At 69.9% G+C, this 14,819-nt stretch carries 18 protein-coding genes; 8 read left to right on the top strand and 10 right to left on the bottom strand.

From position 1 onward, the window contains the following. Nucleotides 1-7 precede the first annotated feature (7 nt). From A5702_RS13835 to A5702_RS13825, 3 genes are read left to right on the top strand one after another with little or no spacing between them, the layout of a single operon-like run. Entirely contained in the window at nt 8-796 is a 789-nt protein-coding gene (locus tag A5702_RS13835) for an SDR family NAD(P)-dependent oxidoreductase (protein WP_068221392.1), read from the top strand. A 17-nt stretch (nt 797-813) separates the two neighbouring features. Continuing rightward, nucleotides 814-1,746 (top strand): catalase family peroxidase, encoded by a 933-nt coding sequence (locus A5702_RS13830; protein ID WP_068221390.1) that lies wholly within the window; start codon nt 814-816, stop codon nt 1,744-1,746. A 57-nt stretch (nt 1,747-1,803) separates the two neighbouring features. Further along, nucleotides 1,804-2,589 carry a sulfite exporter TauE/SafE family protein gene (locus A5702_RS13825; RefSeq protein ID WP_068221388.1) on the top strand — a complete coding sequence of 262 codons (786 nt, stop codon included), beginning with the start codon at nt 1,804-1,806 and terminating at the stop codon, nt 2,587-2,589. Between the two features lie 143 nt (nt 2,590-2,732). Here the strand turns inward: A5702_RS13825 and A5702_RS13820 are convergent, their stop codons facing one another. Together A5702_RS13820 and A5702_RS13815 are read right to left on the bottom strand one after the other, a co-directional pair. Continuing rightward, on the bottom strand, nt 2,733-3,821 hold the full coding sequence (locus A5702_RS13820; RefSeq protein WP_068221386.1) for a glutamate--cysteine ligase: 1,089 nt from the start codon (nt 3,819-3,821) through the stop codon (nt 2,733-2,735). 38 nt (nt 3,822-3,859) lie between these two features. Further along, nucleotides 3,860-4,297 carry an anti-sigma factor antagonist gene (locus A5702_RS13815; protein WP_055403920.1) on the bottom strand — a complete coding sequence of 146 codons (438 nt, stop codon included), beginning with the start codon at nt 4,295-4,297 and terminating at the stop codon, nt 3,860-3,862. Between the two features lie 154 nt (nt 4,298-4,451). Here A5702_RS13815 and A5702_RS13810 point away from each other — a divergent pair, with 154 nt between their 5' ends. Then, nucleotides 4,452-5,072, top strand: a complete 621-nt coding sequence (locus tag A5702_RS13810; protein ID WP_055403921.1) for a TetR/AcrR family transcriptional regulator — start codon at nt 4,452-4,454, stop codon at nt 5,070-5,072. 3 nt (nt 5,073-5,075) lie between these two features. On the opposite strand, the gene A5702_RS13805 is transcribed toward A5702_RS13810, so the two are convergent. Together A5702_RS13805 and A5702_RS13800 are read right to left on the bottom strand one after the other, a co-directional pair. Continuing rightward, nucleotides 5,076-5,741 (bottom strand): DedA family protein, encoded by a 666-nt coding sequence (locus A5702_RS13805; protein ID WP_055403922.1) that lies wholly within the window; start codon nt 5,739-5,741, stop codon nt 5,076-5,078. Nucleotides 5,742-5,777: 36 nt separating this feature from the next. Continuing rightward, on the bottom strand, nt 5,778-6,587 hold the full coding sequence (locus tag A5702_RS13800) for an SGNH/GDSL hydrolase family protein (RefSeq protein WP_068221408.1): 810 nt from the start codon (nt 6,585-6,587) through the stop codon (nt 5,778-5,780). Between the two features lie 103 nt (nt 6,588-6,690). Here A5702_RS13800 and A5702_RS13795 point away from each other — a divergent pair, with 103 nt between their 5' ends. Together A5702_RS13795 and A5702_RS13790 are read left to right on the top strand one after the other, a co-directional pair. Then, nucleotides 6,691-7,761, top strand: a complete 1,071-nt coding sequence (locus A5702_RS13795) for a permease (RefSeq protein ID WP_067820652.1) — start codon at nt 6,691-6,693, stop codon at nt 7,759-7,761. A 30-nt stretch (nt 7,762-7,791) separates the two neighbouring features. Next, nucleotides 7,792-8,598: an IclR family transcriptional regulator gene (locus A5702_RS13790; protein WP_067820649.1), complete on the top strand. Its 807-nt coding sequence runs from the start codon at nt 7,792-7,794 to the stop codon at nt 8,596-8,598. Here the strand turns inward: A5702_RS13790 and A5702_RS13785 are convergent. From A5702_RS13785 to A5702_RS13760, 6 genes are all read right to left on the bottom strand, one after another. After that, nucleotides 8,586-9,317: a polysaccharide deacetylase family protein gene (locus tag A5702_RS13785; RefSeq protein WP_369817907.1), complete on the bottom strand. Its 732-nt coding sequence runs from the start codon at nt 9,315-9,317 to the stop codon at nt 8,586-8,588. The two genes, A5702_RS13790 and A5702_RS13785, sit on opposite strands and share 13 nt — an antisense overlap. 180 nt (nt 9,318-9,497) lie before the next feature. Continuing rightward, nucleotides 9,498-10,220 (bottom strand): class II aldolase/adducin family protein, encoded by a 723-nt coding sequence (locus A5702_RS13780; RefSeq protein ID WP_067820646.1) that lies wholly within the window; start codon nt 10,218-10,220, stop codon nt 9,498-9,500. Further along, nucleotides 10,217-11,011, bottom strand: a complete 795-nt coding sequence (hcaB, locus tag A5702_RS13775; RefSeq protein WP_067820643.1) for a 3-(cis-5,6-dihydroxycyclohexa-1,3-dien-1-yl)propanoate dehydrogenase — start codon at nt 11,009-11,011, stop codon at nt 10,217-10,219. Before hcaB ends, A5702_RS13780 begins: the two co-directional genes overlap by 4 nt. Then, the gene (locus A5702_RS13770) at nt 10,995-11,237 is read right to left on the bottom strand and encodes a dihydrodiol dehydrogenase (protein WP_067820639.1); all 243 of its coding nucleotides are present in this window, start codon (nt 11,235-11,237) and stop codon (nt 10,995-10,997) included. The genes hcaB and A5702_RS13770 overlap by 17 nt, the downstream gene beginning before the upstream one ends. Continuing rightward, entirely contained in the window at nt 11,234-11,761 is a 528-nt protein-coding gene (locus A5702_RS13765) for a 3-phenylpropionate/cinnamic acid dioxygenase subunit beta (protein ID WP_055403928.1), read from the bottom strand. Before A5702_RS13765 ends, A5702_RS13770 begins: the two co-directional genes overlap by 4 nt. Beyond that, nucleotides 11,758-13,056 carry a Rieske 2Fe-2S domain-containing protein gene (locus tag A5702_RS13760; protein WP_067820721.1) on the bottom strand — a complete coding sequence of 433 codons (1,299 nt, stop codon included), beginning with the start codon at nt 13,054-13,056 and terminating at the stop codon, nt 11,758-11,760. The genes A5702_RS13765 and A5702_RS13760 overlap by 4 nt, the downstream gene beginning before the upstream one ends. A 346-nt stretch (nt 13,057-13,402) precedes the next feature. Here A5702_RS13760 and A5702_RS13755 point away from each other — a divergent pair, with 346 nt between their 5' ends. Both A5702_RS13755 and A5702_RS13750 read left to right on the top strand, forming a co-directional pair. Continuing rightward, a complete protein-coding gene (locus A5702_RS13755; protein WP_055403929.1) occupies nt 13,403-14,329 on the top strand; it encodes a Rieske 2Fe-2S domain-containing protein in 927 nt (308 codons plus the stop codon). Continuing rightward, the gene (locus A5702_RS13750; protein WP_067820633.1) at nt 14,326-14,811 is read left to right on the top strand and encodes a hemerythrin domain-containing protein; all 486 of its coding nucleotides are present in this window, start codon (nt 14,326-14,328) and stop codon (nt 14,809-14,811) included. Before A5702_RS13755 ends, A5702_RS13750 begins: the two co-directional genes overlap by 4 nt. The last annotated feature ends 8 nt before the right edge of the window (nt 14,812-14,819 follow it).

Here is a 14,819-nt window from a genome sequence, read left to right as displayed (position 1 = left end):
ACCAGCCGTGGCGAATCCTGACCGAGCCCGCTCACGCACCTTCGTCGTCACGGGCGCCGCCTCCGGAATCGGCCTGGCCACCGCGCGGCGCCTGCTGGCCGAGGGGGGCGCCGTGATCGGCGCCGACCTGGCCGAGCCGCCCGACCTCGGGCCCCGGTTCGAGTTCGTCCCCGCCGACGTCGCCGACGAGGCCGCGGTCGCCGCCGTGCTGGCCGCCGTCCCGGATCGCCTCGACGGCGTCCTGCACGCCGCCGGGGTGGCCGGGGGCGGCCCGGTCGACCTGCTCGACCGGGCCGAATGGGACCGGGTGATCGGGATCAACCTCACCGGCACCTTCCTGGTCGCCAAAGCCGCGCTGGCCCGGATGATCGAGCAACCCCGCGTCGACGGCGAGCGGGGTTCGCTCGTGACCGTCGCCAGCGTCGAGGGGCTGGAAGGCACGGCGGGCGGCAGCTCGTACAACGCGGCCAAGGGGGGCGTCGTATTGCTCACCAAGAACATCGCGCTCGACTACGGGCCCAGCGGAATCCGCGCCAACGCCATCTGTCCCGGCTTCATCGAAACCCCGATGGCCCAAGGCGTGTTCGGCCTCCCGGGCATGGAGGGCCCGCTGCAATCGATCACGCAAGAGCACGCCCTGCAACGGCTGGGCCAGCCCGAGGAGGTCGCGGCCATGGCGGCCTTCCTGCTGTCGCCCGACGCCTCGTTCGTCAGCGGCCAGGCCATCGCCGTGGACGGCGGCTACACCGCGGGCCGCGATCACGGTGTCGTCAAACTCTTCGGCTTTCCCGCCTAGCGCCTTAAGATTCGCGCATGGTCACTCCCGATGACGCGATCGAGGCGATTCGAGGCACCGGCGGGGCGCAGCCTGGCTGCCGCGCGCTGCACGCCAAAGGCACGCTGTACCGCGGCACCTTCACCGCCACCCCGGATGCGCTAATGCTCTCGCGCGCAAAGCATCTCGACGGCTCGACCGTCCCGGCGCTGATCCGCTTCTCCAACGGCGCCGGAAATCCCAAGCAGCGCGACAACGCGCCGGGCATCCGCGGGATGGCGGTCAAGTTCACCCTGCCCGACGGCTCCACCACCGACGTGTCGACGCAGACCGCCCGCCTGTTCGTGTCGAGCACACCCGATGGCTTCGTCGACCTGCTCAAGGCGATGCGGCCCGGGCTGACCACGCCGCTGCGCATGGCCAAGTACTTCCTCACCCACCCCCGGCTGCTCGGCGCGCTGCCGGTGGTGCGCGACGCCAACAAGATCCCGGCGAGCTACGCCACCGTCGAATACCACGGCCTGCACGCCTTCCGCTGGGTCGCGGCCGACGGCAGCGCGAGATTCGTTCGCTATCACCTGGTTCCGGCCGCGGCGGAGAAGTTCCTGTCGCCGTCGGCGGCCCACGGCGAGGGGTCCGACTTCCTCACCGACGAGCTGAACGCGCGCCTGGGCAGCGGGCCGGTGCGGTTCGAATATCGCGTGCAGATCGCCGGGCCCACCGACTCGACCGTCGACCCGTCCGCGCCCTGGCAGAGCACCCAGATCGCGACCGTCGGCACCGTCGAGATCACCGGCTTGGAAACCGAGCGCGAGCACGGCGGCGACATCGTCGTGTTCGACCCGATGCGGGTGACCGACGGCATCGAGCCCTCCGACGATCCGGTGCTGCGCTTCCGGACGCTCGCGTATTCGGCGTCGGTGAAGCTGCGCACCGGCGTCGATCGCGGGGACGAAGCCCCCGCCGTCTGAGGCGCAAGCCGAACCCGCCGCCCGCCGAAACCGGCGGCAGGCTAGGGTTTTCCCTCAGTGTCGCCTTCCCACATACTTCTGATTTGCTTGGCCGGGCTCGGCGCCGGCGCCATCAACGCCCTGGTCGGGTCCGGCACCCTGATCACGTTCCCGACGCTGGTCGCCCTCGGCTTCCCGCCGGTCACGGCCACCATGTCGAACGCGACGGGGCTGATCGCCGGCAGCGTCTCCGGCACCTGGGGGTATCGCGCGGAGCTGCGCGGCCAATGGGATCGGCTGCGCTGGCAGCTGCCCGCGTCGCTGGCCGGCGGGGTGCTGGGCGCCTTCCTGCTGCTGCACCTGCCGGAGAAGGTCTTCGCCGAGGTGGTGCCGGTGCTGTTGGTCCTGGCGCTGGTGCTGGTGGTGATCGGCCCGCGGATCCAGGCGTGGACGAGCCGGCGCGCCGAGGCGGCGGGCCGTTCACCGGAGCACATCACCCCGGCCCGCATGGCCGTCCTGGTGCTGGGCACCTTCGGGGTCGGCGTCTACGGCGGGTATTTCACTGCCGCCCAAGGCATTCTGCTGGTCGGCCTGATGGGGGCGTTGCTGCCCGAGTCGGTGCAGCGGATGAACGCGGCGAAAAACCTGCTGACCCTGGTGGTGAATGTGGTTGCCGCCGTTGCCTATACGTTGGTGGCGTTCGACCGGATCAGCTGGCCGGCGGCCGGGCTGATCGCGGCGGGCTCGCTGGTCGGGGGGCTGATCGGGGCGCGCTACGGGCGCCGGTTGTCGGGCAACGCGCTGCGCGCCGCGATCGTGGTGGTGGGGCTGATCGGGCTGTACCGCCTCCTCCTGGTGGCGTGACGGAGGCGCGGCAAACGGGTTGGCGCAGGGCTGCCTGCATCGAGTGTGCGTTTACGGCTTTGAGTGTGCGTCCATGGCGGGGCCGCTCGGCGTGCCGCCGCCCTGGGCGCACGCGCAAGTGACCGCAAGCGCGGCAACGGACCTCAGCTCAGCGTGGCGGCGGCCGCCTCGCTGACGACGTCGGCCACCTCACCCCGCCGGCGCCAGGCCCGCAGCTGGCGCACGGCCCCGTTGCCCTGGGTGGCGACGCGGTCGAGTTCGCTTGCGACGCGGTCGTATTCGCCGAGCGACTCCAACGCCGGGCGCACGCGTTGCACCAGCGCGTCCAACTGGTCGGTCGCGGGCACCGCTCCGCGGCCGTGGATCAGGTCGAGCGTGCGTCCGGCGAGCCCGTCGTGGGCGGCCTTCCAGTACGCCGCGCGCAGGGCCGCCGGCGCGAGCCGCCCGGGCTCGTCCTCGGGCGCGTCGAGCGCGGTCATCACCGCCGCCCTGACCAGCGTGGCGAGCAACACCGTCTCGGCGACGGTGGCCGGCACGTCGGCCACCCGTACTTCGATGGTCGGGAAGTTCTCCGACGGCCGCACGTCCCAATAGACCATCTTCTCGTCCAGGATCACGTCGCTGTCGATCAGCATCCGCACCGTGCGGTCGTAGTCGTCGGGTGAGGGAAAGAAGGGCGGCGGGCCGGCCACCGGCCAGCGTCGCCACAGGACGCTGCGCCAGCTGGCGTAGCCGCTGTCGGCGCTGCGGTACACCGCCGAATTCGCCGACAGCGCAAGCAAAGACGGCAGCCAGGGGCGCAGCCAATTGCTGACCCGGATGGCGGCCGCCCGGTCCGGAACCTGCACGTGCACATGGCATCCGCAGATGCCCTGCTCGTGCGCGACCATCCCGTACTCGGCGCCGATGCGCCGGTAGCGGGGCGTGTCGGTGACGGGAAACTCGTGCGGTGTGGCGGGCGGGAGGCCGGCCGCCAGCAGCTGCAGGCCGACCGCCTCGGCGGCCTGCGCCGCGGTGCGCCGCAGCCGGGCCAGTTCCTTGCCGAGTTCCGAGCTGCCCGCCACCACGCTGGAGGTGGTTTCCACCTGGCAGCTGCTCAGTTCCAGCTGCAGCTCGACTCCAAGGCGCTTGGCCTCGGCGGCCACGTCGTCATTGCGCGGCGCTGATTCGCCGGTTCGCGGGTCGACGAGGAGGAATTCCTCCTCCGCGCCGAAGGTGGGGGGGCCGCTCATCCCGACGGGGAGGCCCGATCAGTGACGGTGCTGACCCGTCACCAACGGGCCGCGGACGCCAGCGCGGAGTCGGCGGTCGGGTAAATGGGCAGCAGGCCCGACAGGCCGCACGCGTCGACGAGGCGGGTGACGACCGGCTCGCGGCTCACCAGGCGCAGTTCGACGCCACGGTCCTTGCACCGGCGCGCCTCGTCGGCCAGCACGGCGAACGCGCAGCAACCCATGAAATCCAGGCCCGTCACGTCGACGACCAGGGGACCGGGCGCGATGACGATGCCCGCGACCTCGCTGACCAGTTGGCGCCAGGTGTGCTCGTTGCAGGCGTCGACCTCGCCGCCCGCGTAGATCAGCACGGCCGGGCCGGTGCGATCGGCCGTCGCGCGCAGCGTGCTGTTCGGATCGCCCAGCTCGTAGACCAGCTTCGTGCTCAGCATCAGGTGCGTGGTTGTCATAAGTTCTGCAATGGCCGAGCTCATCGTGGACTCCTAATCGACCGGCGTCTACGACGCTGCGATGGATGCCCGTCCTGCCCTCTGAAGACAGACTCTTCGCGGAATGCGAATCTCATTTCTATAACAAGACAGGTCTGTCTGTCTACATAACTGACTTAAGAGTATGTTGTGGGTTGTTATGACAACTCCCGATGTCGCAACGCCCCCCGCTTCCGCTCGTGAACGCATCTTGGCCGCGGCATATGACCTGTTCAGCAGGCGTGGGATCCGGGCCGTCGGCACCGAAGAGGTCATCGAGCGGGCCGGTGTCGCCCGGGCCACCCTGTACCGGCATTTCGCCACCAAGAACGACCTGGTGCTGGCCGTGCTGCAGCGGCGCGAGGAGCTGTGGACGCACGGCCTGATCGAGGAACAGTCGCGGCAGCGCGGGGAGACGCCCGAGGAGCAGTTGCTGGCCATCTTCGACGTGATGCACGAGTGGATTCAGCTCCGCGACGGCTACGAAGGCTGCTCGTTCATCAACGTGCTGCTCGAGCTCGGGCACGATTCACCGGCGGGGCAGGCCTGCATCGTCCACATCGATCACGTCCGCGACATCGTGCGTCACCGCGCCGTCGCGGCGGGATTGACCGACGTCGAGGACTTCGCCTCGTCCTGGCACATCCTGATGAAGGGCGCCATCATCCTGGCCGCCGTCGGCGACGCTGACGCGGCGTTGCGCGCCCGCAAGATGGCGGCCGGCCTCATCGAGGAACACCGGCCGGTCGCCCCGGAGGACATCGGCGAGGCGGCCAGCTAGGGGTCAGGCGGCGTCGGCCGCGGTGCTCTCGGCCTTGCGGTAGTGCTCGGCCTCGAGTTCGGCGATCGCGCGGGAGGTGCGCTCCCGCAGCAACACCGCGGCGATCAGCCCGCAGACGACGGCGATGACGAGCGCGATCCAGGAAAACCGCTCCAGCCAGCGCTCCGCGGCCATCCCGGCGAAATAGACCAGCGCGGTGGTGCCGCCGGCCCAGCAGATGGCGCCCGAGACGTTGGCCGCCAGGAACCGGGGGTAGTGCATCTTCAGGGCTCCGGCCAGCGGGCCGGCGAAGATGCGCAGCAGCGCGATGAAGCGGCCGAAGAACACCGCCCGAACTCCCCAGCGGTTGAACAACTTCTCGGCCAACGCGACGTGTCCGGGACCGAAATGTTTGGGGAACCGGCGGCCGAGCCGGTCGAACAGCGGCATGCCGAACCGGCGCCCGATCGTGTAGCCGATCGAGTCGCCCACCACCGCGCCGATCACCGCGGCGGCGCCGACGCCGACGGGATTGACCGGCAGGTCGTCGTGTGAGGACATCAGCGCCGCGCTGACCAGGATGATCTCGCCGGGGAGGGGAATGCCCAGGCTCTCCAGCCCGACCACGCCGCCGACCACCAGGTAGACCGCGAGCGGCGGGATCGCGTGCAGCAAAGCCTCGACATTCATGGGTCCAGGATGCCTGACCGTCGGGCGGTGCGCGCCCTAAACCCTGCGGTTGACGCGGCTGGGCGTGCCGAGGCTCTCCAACTGCGGGCGTTTGGGTTCGCGCCCGTCGGCCGACGACATGCCGCGCAGCCGGCGCCAGATCCACGGGAAGAAGCTGTCCTGCGTCCAGCGCAGCTGCTCGTACGCGCCGCTGGTGCGCGAGCGCCGCTGGGCGTCGGGCGTCGCGTGGGCCCAATCATGGTTGCTGCCAGGCAGATTCAGCGCCTCGGCGGCCGCGGCGGCGAACAGCATGTGCCCTTTGGCCGACGCGTGCACGCGGTCGATGGCCCAGGTGTCCAGCTCGCGCATCGACGGCGCGTTGTACAGATCGACGAGGCCGAACCCGTAGCGCTCGGCGGCCGCGGTGATCGCCGCGTTGATGCGGGCCAGGCGCCCGGACACCAGCCGCCCGAGCGGGAGGAACTGCGCGACGTTCGGGAAGGTGGTCGTCACCACCGTCGCGCCGGATCCGGCCAGCGCCGCGTAGACGTGCTCGAGGTCGACCAGGGCGGGCCCGAACGACCGGCCCGGCTGGATGACGTCGTTCATGCCGACGCACACGGTGATCAGGTCGGGTTCCATCGCCAGCGCCCGCGGCACCTGCTCGTGCAGGACGTCGGCGATGCGTTTGCCGCGGATCGCGAGGTTGGCGTAGTGCAGGCCCGGATGCAGCGAATCGATCATGGCGGCGAGCCGGTCGGCGAATCCGAGGAGGCCGACGACGTCGTCGCCGTCCCACAAGCCCTCGGTCTGGCTGTCCCCGATGGCGACGTAACGGCGATATCCGGAGGGAAAAGCCCCGCGCACGAAGCCGAGAATAATAGCGATCGCGATGCCGGGGCGGGAGGCGTGCCCCGCCACGCGCCTGCCCGGCCCTACGGCGCGTGGACTAGCCTCGATGAACGTGGCTATGCCGTTGAAGGGCAATGCAATTCGGTTCGGGCGCCGGGGAACGGTGGCGGCCGGTGTTTTCGTCGCCGTCACGGTGTTCGTGGTGGGGCTGCTGTGGGCGAAGTGGCTGCCCTACGCGGCGAAGGCCACCGCGGCGCATCGAACCCACCACTGGTCCGCGTCGAGCATTCTGACCGTCGGCGGCGTGCGCGCGGGCGACGGCCCGTCCTGGCACGCGGCGGCGACCTTCTTCCACGCCTACCTGTGGTCGATCTGGCCGGCACTGGTCGCGGCGCTCCTGATCAGCGCCTCGGTGCAGGCGCTGCTCCCGCCGTCGTGGCTGCCGCGCGCGTTGAACCGCCGCCGGCCGCTCTTCAGCGCGGTGGCCGGTGGGGCCGCCGGCATGCCCTCGATGATGTGCACCTGCTGCGCCGCCCCGGTCGCCGTCACCTTGCGGCGCAACGGCATCACCCCCGCGGCGGCCATCGCGTATTGGTTGGGGAATCCATTGCTCAACCCGGCGGTGCTCGTCTTCCTGCTCTTCGTCGCCCCCTGGCAGTGGAGCCTGACCAGGGTGATCGTCGGGCTCGCGGCGGTGCTCGGCATCGCGGCCGTGGTGGGCGTGATCTCCCGTGCCCCCGGGGGCGAGCCGGAGCCGCTTGCCCGCGACGGCGAGGCCACCGCACGGCCGCGCGGGTTCGTGCGGGCGCTGCTGTGGTTGGGCGTGTTCCTGCTGCCCGAGTACGCGGTCCTGGTGCTCCTGCTCGGGGCGTTCCGCGGTGTCCTGCTGACGCTGGGGCAACCCGCGCACCGGGGCGTGCTGGCGGGCCTGCTGATCGTGGCGGTCGTCGCGATCGCCGGCACGCTGATGGTCATCCCGACGGCCGGGGAGATCCCGATCCTGCTGGGGCTGTCCCTGCTGGGCGCGTCGTCCGGGACGATCGGCGCGCTGCTGATCACGTTGCCGGCGGTGAGCGTTCCGGGCGCCGCGATGGTCGCCCGCACGTTCGGCTGGAAGGCCGTCGCGACCGCGACCGGCGGGGTGATCGCGGCGGGACTGGCCGGCGCGGCCGTGCTCAGTTTGCTGTGAGCCACCACCCGCGCGGGTAGCTTCACTGTCATGGCGAAAAAGCGGGCCGCGGCGGACGCCGAAGCGCCGGCCGCCGATTCGCTTGCGCCGCAGTATCCGATCGAGTCGGTCGACAACGCGCTCAAGCTGCTGCTGTTGTTGGGCGAACAACCCCAGATCCGGTTGAGCGAGGCCACCCGCTACCTGGGCGTGGCGTCGTCCACCGCGCACCGGTTGCTGGCGATGCTGGCCTACCGGGGGTTCGTCCGCCAGGACCCGGTGTCGAAGGCCTACCTGCCCGGCCCGTCGCTGACCGGTGTGGCCGTCGCGATCTTCGGCCGCATCGACATCCAGCGGTCGGCCACGCCGATCATGCGCGGCCTCGCCGAGCAACTGCGCGAAACGATTCACGTCGGGATGCTGGACGGCGCCAGCGTCCGCTTCGTCGCCGCGGTGGAAGGCCCCGCCGCGGTCCGGGTGGCCTCCCGGCTGGGTCGCAGCATGCCCGCGCACTGCACCTCGACCGGCAAGGTCATGCTGGCTCAGCTGACCGAGCCCGAGCTGCGTCAGCTGCTGCCGCACGAGCGGTTGGAACGCATCACGGCATCCTCGATCGGCAGCCGCGCCGAGCTGGAGGCCGAGCTTGCCGCGACCCGCGAACGCGGGTACGCGATCAACCGCGAGGAAAGCGAGGAGGGCGTCGCATCGATCGCGGTGCCCATCCCGACGCGGGCCCCCGGCCTGCGGCTCGCGCTCAACGCCGCCGCACCGCAAAACCGGCTGGACGCTTCCCGGCATGCCGCCGTGGCCGCCGCACTTGTCAAGGCGGCCAAGGAGATTGGCGATCAGCTCGGGTGAGGCGTCCGGAACGCGGGCCGCAGGAAGACGTCGTTGAGCGTCACGGTGCGCAGCCCGCGTGACCGGATGATGTCCACGAGCTGGCCGTAGACGCGGGTGACCGACGGGTGGTTGAGATGGCCGATCACGATGTTCTGTGCCACGAACGACTGGCAGGCCATCCTGACGATCTGGTCCTCGGAAACCGGTGCGGAGTCCCGTAAGTCGCCGGACCACAACGTGGTCATCTGGTAGCCCAGGTCGGCGGCCACCGCGGCGACCGCGGCATTGTGATGGCCGTACGGGGGCCGAAAGTAGGGGACCGCGTCGACGCCGTACGTGTTGCGCAGGAACGCATCCGTGCGCGTCAGCTCCTCGGCGATCTGGCCCTTGGACAGTCTGGTCAGGTCGGCATGGGTCCAGGTGTGGTTGCCCAGCTGGATCTGCCCGGAGTCGACCAGCGGTCGAAGCAGGCCGGCGTTGTCCGTCCAGGAGCGGTAGCAGCCGGTGACGAAGTAGGTCAGGCGCACACCGGTGTCCTTGGCGAATTGTGTGTAGAGCCGCACCACTTCGGTGTTGGCGCCGTCGTCGACCGTCCACGCCAAGAGATCGCCATTGCCCGGAAGTTTGTTCAGCACACCGCCACCGGGCAGCGCGACACGTGAGCGCGGGTCCGGCGGCGGTGCCAGCGGCCGGGGCGCGTCCGCGAGCGCCGTCGCCCCGTTGGGCCGCAACGGGATTCCGCTGACGGCCAGCGTCGCGGCCACCGCGACCAGGAGCCGGCGCCGGTCCAGTTCGGTCACGCGAGCACTCCTGGCAAAACGACATTCGGGCAGCTGCCAGGGTAGGGGCGTCGCCGCCGCGAAACCCGGCACATCAGCGGGGTGTTCGCGGAGTTGATATGAAGCTGTGACGCCCGCTCAGCCGGCCGGCAACCGCGCCACTTCGTGACGCCAGGCGGCCTCCGCGGTGAACGCCGGCCCCAGGTCGGGCAGGTCGTCCCAGTCGGCGTCGTCGATGTCGCGCAGGGTCCCGCCGGCGGCCCGCACCCGCAACGACATTCGGGCCAGCGCGTCGAGGCTGATCGCCTGCAGCACCGTCTGCTGCACGGTGGCGGCCGCGCTGGTGATCCCGTGCCCGCGGCAGATCACCACCGGCCGGCCGCGCATGGCGGCCACCATCTCGCGGCCGAGCTCCGCCGTGCGGATCAGCACGGCGCGCTCGTAGACGGGCACGCCGCCGCGCGCGAGCCACGCACCGGGAATGTCGAAGGCGCCGTAGATCGGCCGGATCGCGATGCCGGCCAGGTCGGCGGCGACCACGGCCGGCGGGTGCAGGTGCGCGACGGCCCGGTGCCGCGGATCGGCCCGCAGGGTCTCGACGTGGATGGGCAGTTCGTTGGGCACGCGGTACCCGTCGAGTTCACCTTCCGCGCCGGCGCCGCCGTCGAAGGTGACGAGCCGGATGTCGGCGGGCCGGGTGAACGCCACCCCGGCGTCGGTGTCGCTGCGGCAACGGATCAGCAGGTGCCCGTCGTCCACCCGCAGGCTCAGGTGGCCCAGGATGCCGTCGACCAGGCCGCGGGCGGCCGCGACCCGGCAGGCCTGCGCCACCAGCGCGCGTTGCTCGTCGAGCGAGGTCATTGCGGGGTGCCCAGCCCGAATCCGCCATCGGGACGGACGCTTTCGCCGGTGATCCCGCGGGCACGGTCGGAGGCCAGGAACACGAAACTCCACGCGTGGTCCTGCCCGGACAGGGCGACGTGCAGCGGCGTGCGCGCGGCCACCTCCTGCGCCCGGCCGGGCTTGTCGTCCAGGCGGACGCCGTCGAGCCCCAGGCTGGCCAGGCCGCGCAGGTCGGTGCCCAGCGTGCCGCCCGGCGCCACGCCGTTGACGCGGATCCGCGGCGCCAGCTCGTGCGCCAGGGCCGCCACCAGGCCGCGGACGGCGAACTTCGACGACACGTACAGCGCGCCGCCGCGTCCGGGATAGAACGACGACGCGGACTCCGTCAGCACGATCGAGGGCCCCGTTCCCGCCCGCAGCCGGGGGAGTGCGGCCTTGACGGACTGCAGGTGGCTCAGCACGTTGGTGCGAAACATCTCGTCGAACGCGCCGGGAAGCGCGTCGGCTTCGATGTCGCCGATGCCCTTGTAGAAATCGAAGATTCCGACGCAGTTGACCAGCGTGTCCACCCCGCCGAAGGCGTCCACCGCGGCGTCGACCGCGCGTTCGTTGGCGTCGCGGGTGATCGCGTCGCCCTGGATGACGGGGACGCCGGGCAGCTGCCGGCGCAGGGCCTCGCATTTGTCGTTATCCCGTTCCAGCACGGCGACTTTCGCGCCCTCGGCGCCGAAAGCGTCCACCACCGCCCGGCCGATCCCCGAACCACCGCCGACGACCAGTGCGCGCTTACCCTCAAGCCAGCCGGTCATCGCCCTCCTCGGAGTCGTCGGGCAGCAGCGGCGCCCCGCACCTGCCGACCATGGTCGTCAGTGTGCGGGCGTTCTGCCATGTCAGCGCCTCCAGTTCCAGCGCGTCGAGGCTGATCGACCGCCCGGTTTTGGGTGCGCTGATCAGCAGGCGAGACCCGTTGCGGGTGTCCACCCGCCGCACCTCGACTTCGGCGAATTCGTTTGCCACCACGATGGATTCATTCACAGGAACACCGCCAAGTTTTGCATCCGCAGCACCGACTCGTCGGCGATGATATTGCGACGGGCCAGCTTCAGCGTCTTTTCGGGGCCGTCGCACCAGCGCAGCACGTCCTCGCGGCCGCACGACAGCAGCGCGCTTTCGTTCACGTCGCCCCGGCTGCGGAACAGCAGTTCGGCCGATTCGACGAACAACTGTGCTGGGTCGTCGCTTTCGAAGGTGCGCACGTTGGCGATGAAGTGCCGCAGCCGTGACGGCGGGTCCTCGGCCCAGGCGTGCTCGGTGCCCATCCGCGCGACCCGCTGGCTCAGCGAATACTTGTCCTCGTCGAAGTGGGCCATCTGCGGTGAGGTGTCGAATCCCGCGCCGCGCGCGGTCGTGACCCGCACCGGCATCACGTAGCGGACATCGTCGGTCATCGTCTCGAGCCAGGCCTCGTACTGCTGGGCGTCCAGCAGGTAGGCCTCGTCCACCAGGAATTGATGCGCCTGGAGGTGCCGAACATCGTTGAATGGCAACGCCTTCCTCACGCGCCGGCCCCCTGAAGGTAATCGGCCCACAGGTTCAGCAGCGCGCGCTGGTTGTGCTCGTTGTAGCCGACCTGCGCGCGTCCCGGCCCGTGGAACAACTCGGCCGTCAGCGGTTCGACGACCGGACTGCCGTCGGACAACAGGCCCATTCGGCTGTTCAGCAGCAGCCGGCGGGCCATCGCACCGCCGGCGGTGGTGGTCAGCGACACCCAGTTCTCCACGTCGTCCTGCTCGAACATGCCGGTCGAACCGAAGCACATCAGATACGCCTTGTACGAATCCCGCTTGTACTGCGGGGGAGCGGCCGAGTCCACCGCGAACCACGAGCACACCTCGGTTTCGTTTTCGCTGATCGGCTGCCACAGCCGAATCGAGATGAACGGCAACGTCTCATCGTGGTGGCCGTCGCGGACCTTGGGCCAGTTGTGCACGAAACTCAGGTTCGGAAAGCAGGTGGCGGCCGAGATCATGAAGCCGTCCTCGCCGACCATCCGCTGCTGTTGCGGCGTCCACACCTGTTTGATCCTCGCGATCATGTCGTCGGGGTAGCCGACGTAGCGCATCCGCTCGTCGAAGCCGCCCGGCGGAAGCTTGTAGGTGGTGCCGCCACCGCGGTGCGCCCAGTAGGTGGCGCCGTCCTTGCGCTTCTGCGCTTTCGGCTCGCGGAACAGGCCGATGTCGACGATCGACGCGTGGGTGTGCGGCGTGTGGTACATGTCGCCGGCGAAATTCTCGGCGCCGATCTTCCAGTTGGCGTTGATCCGCCAGCGCTGCGGGCCGCGGACTTCCAGGCCGGTGGTGCTCTGCTTGGTGTAGAAGTCCAGGTAGAACGCGAAGTCGCCGAGGAAGTCTTCGAGCGGTTCGGCGCGGGGATCCAGGCTGATGAACAGCAGGCCGTTGTAGCTCGCGAATTTCGGTGCGGGCAGCAGGGTTTGGGTGCTCCGGGCGAACCCGTCCTCGCCCCCGTAGGCCTCCCGATGGAACGGCAGGCCGGTGAGTCGGCCGTCGTTGCGGTAGGTCCAGCCGTGATAGGGGCAGCGGAAGTTGGAGGCGTTTCCCATCTCCGCGCGGCACACCTGCATGCCGCGGTGCAGGCACATATTGAAAAATGCGCGCACCTCGCCGGTCGAGTCGCGGGTGATGATGAAGGAGTCGTCGAGCACCCGGCGCACCACATAGTCGCCGTCCTGCGGAATCTCCGACTCGTGCCCCACGAAGATCCACGACCGGCCGAACAGCCGCCGCTTCTCCAGCGCGAAGACTTCGGGGTCGTTGTAGATGTGGGCCGGGATCATGCCGTGGCGTACGTGGCTGAAAACGCCGTCGGCGAGGGCGTCGCGGGCGCCGCTGTCGACCGTCACGGTAACTCCCAGTTGTCTGCTGAGCAGAGATGCATTCCGCTAAGTAGAATCCCGCATGCACCCGCCGCGGTCAATCGGCGCTCGACCGGCGGGCAGGCATTCACCAGCATGCTTTCTGGTAACTCACAGGTTGCTGACAATCACTGGGCCGCAACGCCGGGCTACGGTGGGTCACGTCGGCTCCGCTGCTCATGTGAGTGTGCGGTAAATCAGCGGTAAATGGTTTGATTTTGCGTGCGCTGCTGCGTGTTGGCGACGCATCTGAGGAAGGGCTGGTGGGATGGCTGCTCGGGATGGTCGGCTGCAGAAACTCGGATCGCGAGTGGTGTCCGCCATCGGGCGGCAAGAGTGGCTGGATCGGCCGAGCTATCGGTTCGAGCACGTGTTGAGCTTCGCCTTCAACGGCCTGGGCGGCGCCCGCAACGCCGTCGCCAACGCTCTGCACGGCGTGTGGCTGGGCCACCCGGTCCACCCGCCGCTGGCGTCGCTGACCAGCGGCGCGCTCGGCACCACCGTCGCGCTGGACGCGCTCAGCTTGCTGCCGGGCCGGCCCGCAACCGAGGTGCGCGACGCGTCGAAGTTCGCCTCCCGCGCCCTCGGGGTGGGCATCCTCGCCAGCATCGGGTCCGCCGTCACCGGCGTCACCGATTGGCAGCACACCCACGAATCGGACCGCCGGGTCGGGGTGGTGCACGGCCTGGTCAACCTGGTCGCCACGGCGCTGTACGCGCAGTCCTGGTGGGATCGCCGCCGAGGCCGGCACGGCCGCGGCATCGCCCTCACGGCGACGGGTTACGGCATCACGGTCGCGGGCAGTTACCTCGGCGGCGCGCTGGTGTTCGAGTCCGGCATCGGCATCGACCAGTCGGGCGCGCGGCTGCGCAGCACGGAATGGACGCCGGTGCTCCCCGCGAGCTCGCTGAACGGGAAGCCGGTGCGCGTCGAGGTCGACGGGGTGGGCCTGGTGGTGTGCCGGACCAAGCCGGGCGAGGTCGCGGCGTTCGGGGAGTGGTGCCCGCACCTGGCCGCCCCGATGGCCGACGGCTGGATGGACCGCGGCCGGCTCGTATGCCCTTGGCACGGTTCATGGTTCGCCGCCGAGTCGGGGGATGTGCTGCGCGGCCCGGCGGCCGCGCCGCTGCCGTGTTACCAGGCGAGGTTGGTCGACGGAATGGTCGAGGTACGTGCCGAGGAGGTAGCCAAGTGAACGCGTACGACGTGTTGAAAGAACACCACATCGTGATCAAGGGCCTGGGCCGCAAGGTGAGCGAGGCGCCGGTGAACAGCGAAGAGCGGCATGCCCTTTTCGACGACATGCTGATCGAACTCGACATCCACTTCCGCATCGAGGACGACCTGTACTACCCGGCGCTCAAAGACGCCACCAAGCTGATCGCCGTCGCGCACGCGGAGCACCGCCAGGTGATCGACCAGCTTTCGGTGCTGCTCAAGACGCCGCAGAGCGCGCCCGGTTACGAGGACGAGTGGAACTCCTTCAAGACGGTGCTCGAAGCCCACGCCGACGAGGAGGAACGCGACATGATCCCGGCTCCGCCCGAGGTGAAGATCACCGACGCGGAGCTCGAGGAACTCGGCAACCAGATGGCCGCCAAAATGGAGCAATACCGCGGGTCGGCCCTGTACAAGATGCGCACCAAGGGTCGGGCCGCGCTGGTGCGCTCGCTGTAACTCGGGGC

The sequence above is a fragment of the Mycobacterium sp. E3339 genome (assembly GCF_001666915.1).
Taxonomy (GTDB): Bacteria; Actinomycetota; Actinomycetes; order Mycobacteriales; family Mycobacteriaceae; genus Mycobacterium.
This window is presented reverse-complemented; position numbering and strand designations above follow the sequence as displayed.

Excerpts from the sequence above, each read along its gene's own strand:
- A5702_RS13830 (WP_068221390.1), top strand. The coding sequence starts at position 814 with ATGGTCACTCCCGATGACGCGATCGAGGCGATTCGAGGCACCGGCGGG.
- A5702_RS13820 (WP_068221386.1), bottom strand. The coding sequence starts at position 3,821 with ATGAGCGGCCCCCCCACCTTCGGCGCGGAGGAGGAATTCCTCCTCGTC.
- A5702_RS13815 (WP_055403920.1), bottom strand. The coding sequence starts at position 4,297 with ATGAGCTCGGCCATTGCAGAACTTATGACAACCACGCACCTGATGCTG.
- A5702_RS13810 (WP_055403921.1), top strand. The coding sequence starts at position 4,452 with ATGACAACTCCCGATGTCGCAACGCCCCCCGCTTCCGCTCGTGAACGC.
- A5702_RS13805 (WP_055403922.1), bottom strand. The coding sequence starts at position 5,741 with ATGAATGTCGAGGCTTTGCTGCACGCGATCCCGCCGCTCGCGGTCTAC.
- A5702_RS13795 (WP_067820652.1), top strand. The coding sequence starts at position 6,691 with ATGCCGTTGAAGGGCAATGCAATTCGGTTCGGGCGCCGGGGAACGGTG.
- A5702_RS13790 (WP_067820649.1), top strand. The coding sequence starts at position 7,792 with ATGGCGAAAAAGCGGGCCGCGGCGGACGCCGAAGCGCCGGCCGCCGAT.
- A5702_RS13780 (WP_067820646.1), bottom strand. The coding sequence starts at position 10,220 with ATGACCTCGCTCGACGAGCAACGCGCGCTGGTGGCGCAGGCCTGCCGG.
- hcaB (WP_067820643.1), bottom strand. The coding sequence starts at position 11,011 with ATGACCGGCTGGCTTGAGGGTAAGCGCGCACTGGTCGTCGGCGGTGGT.
- A5702_RS13760 (WP_067820721.1), bottom strand. The coding sequence starts at position 13,056 with ATGATCCCGGCCCACATCTACAACGACCCCGAAGTCTTCGCGCTGGAG.
- A5702_RS13755 (WP_055403929.1), top strand. The coding sequence starts at position 13,403 with ATGGCTGCTCGGGATGGTCGGCTGCAGAAACTCGGATCGCGAGTGGTG.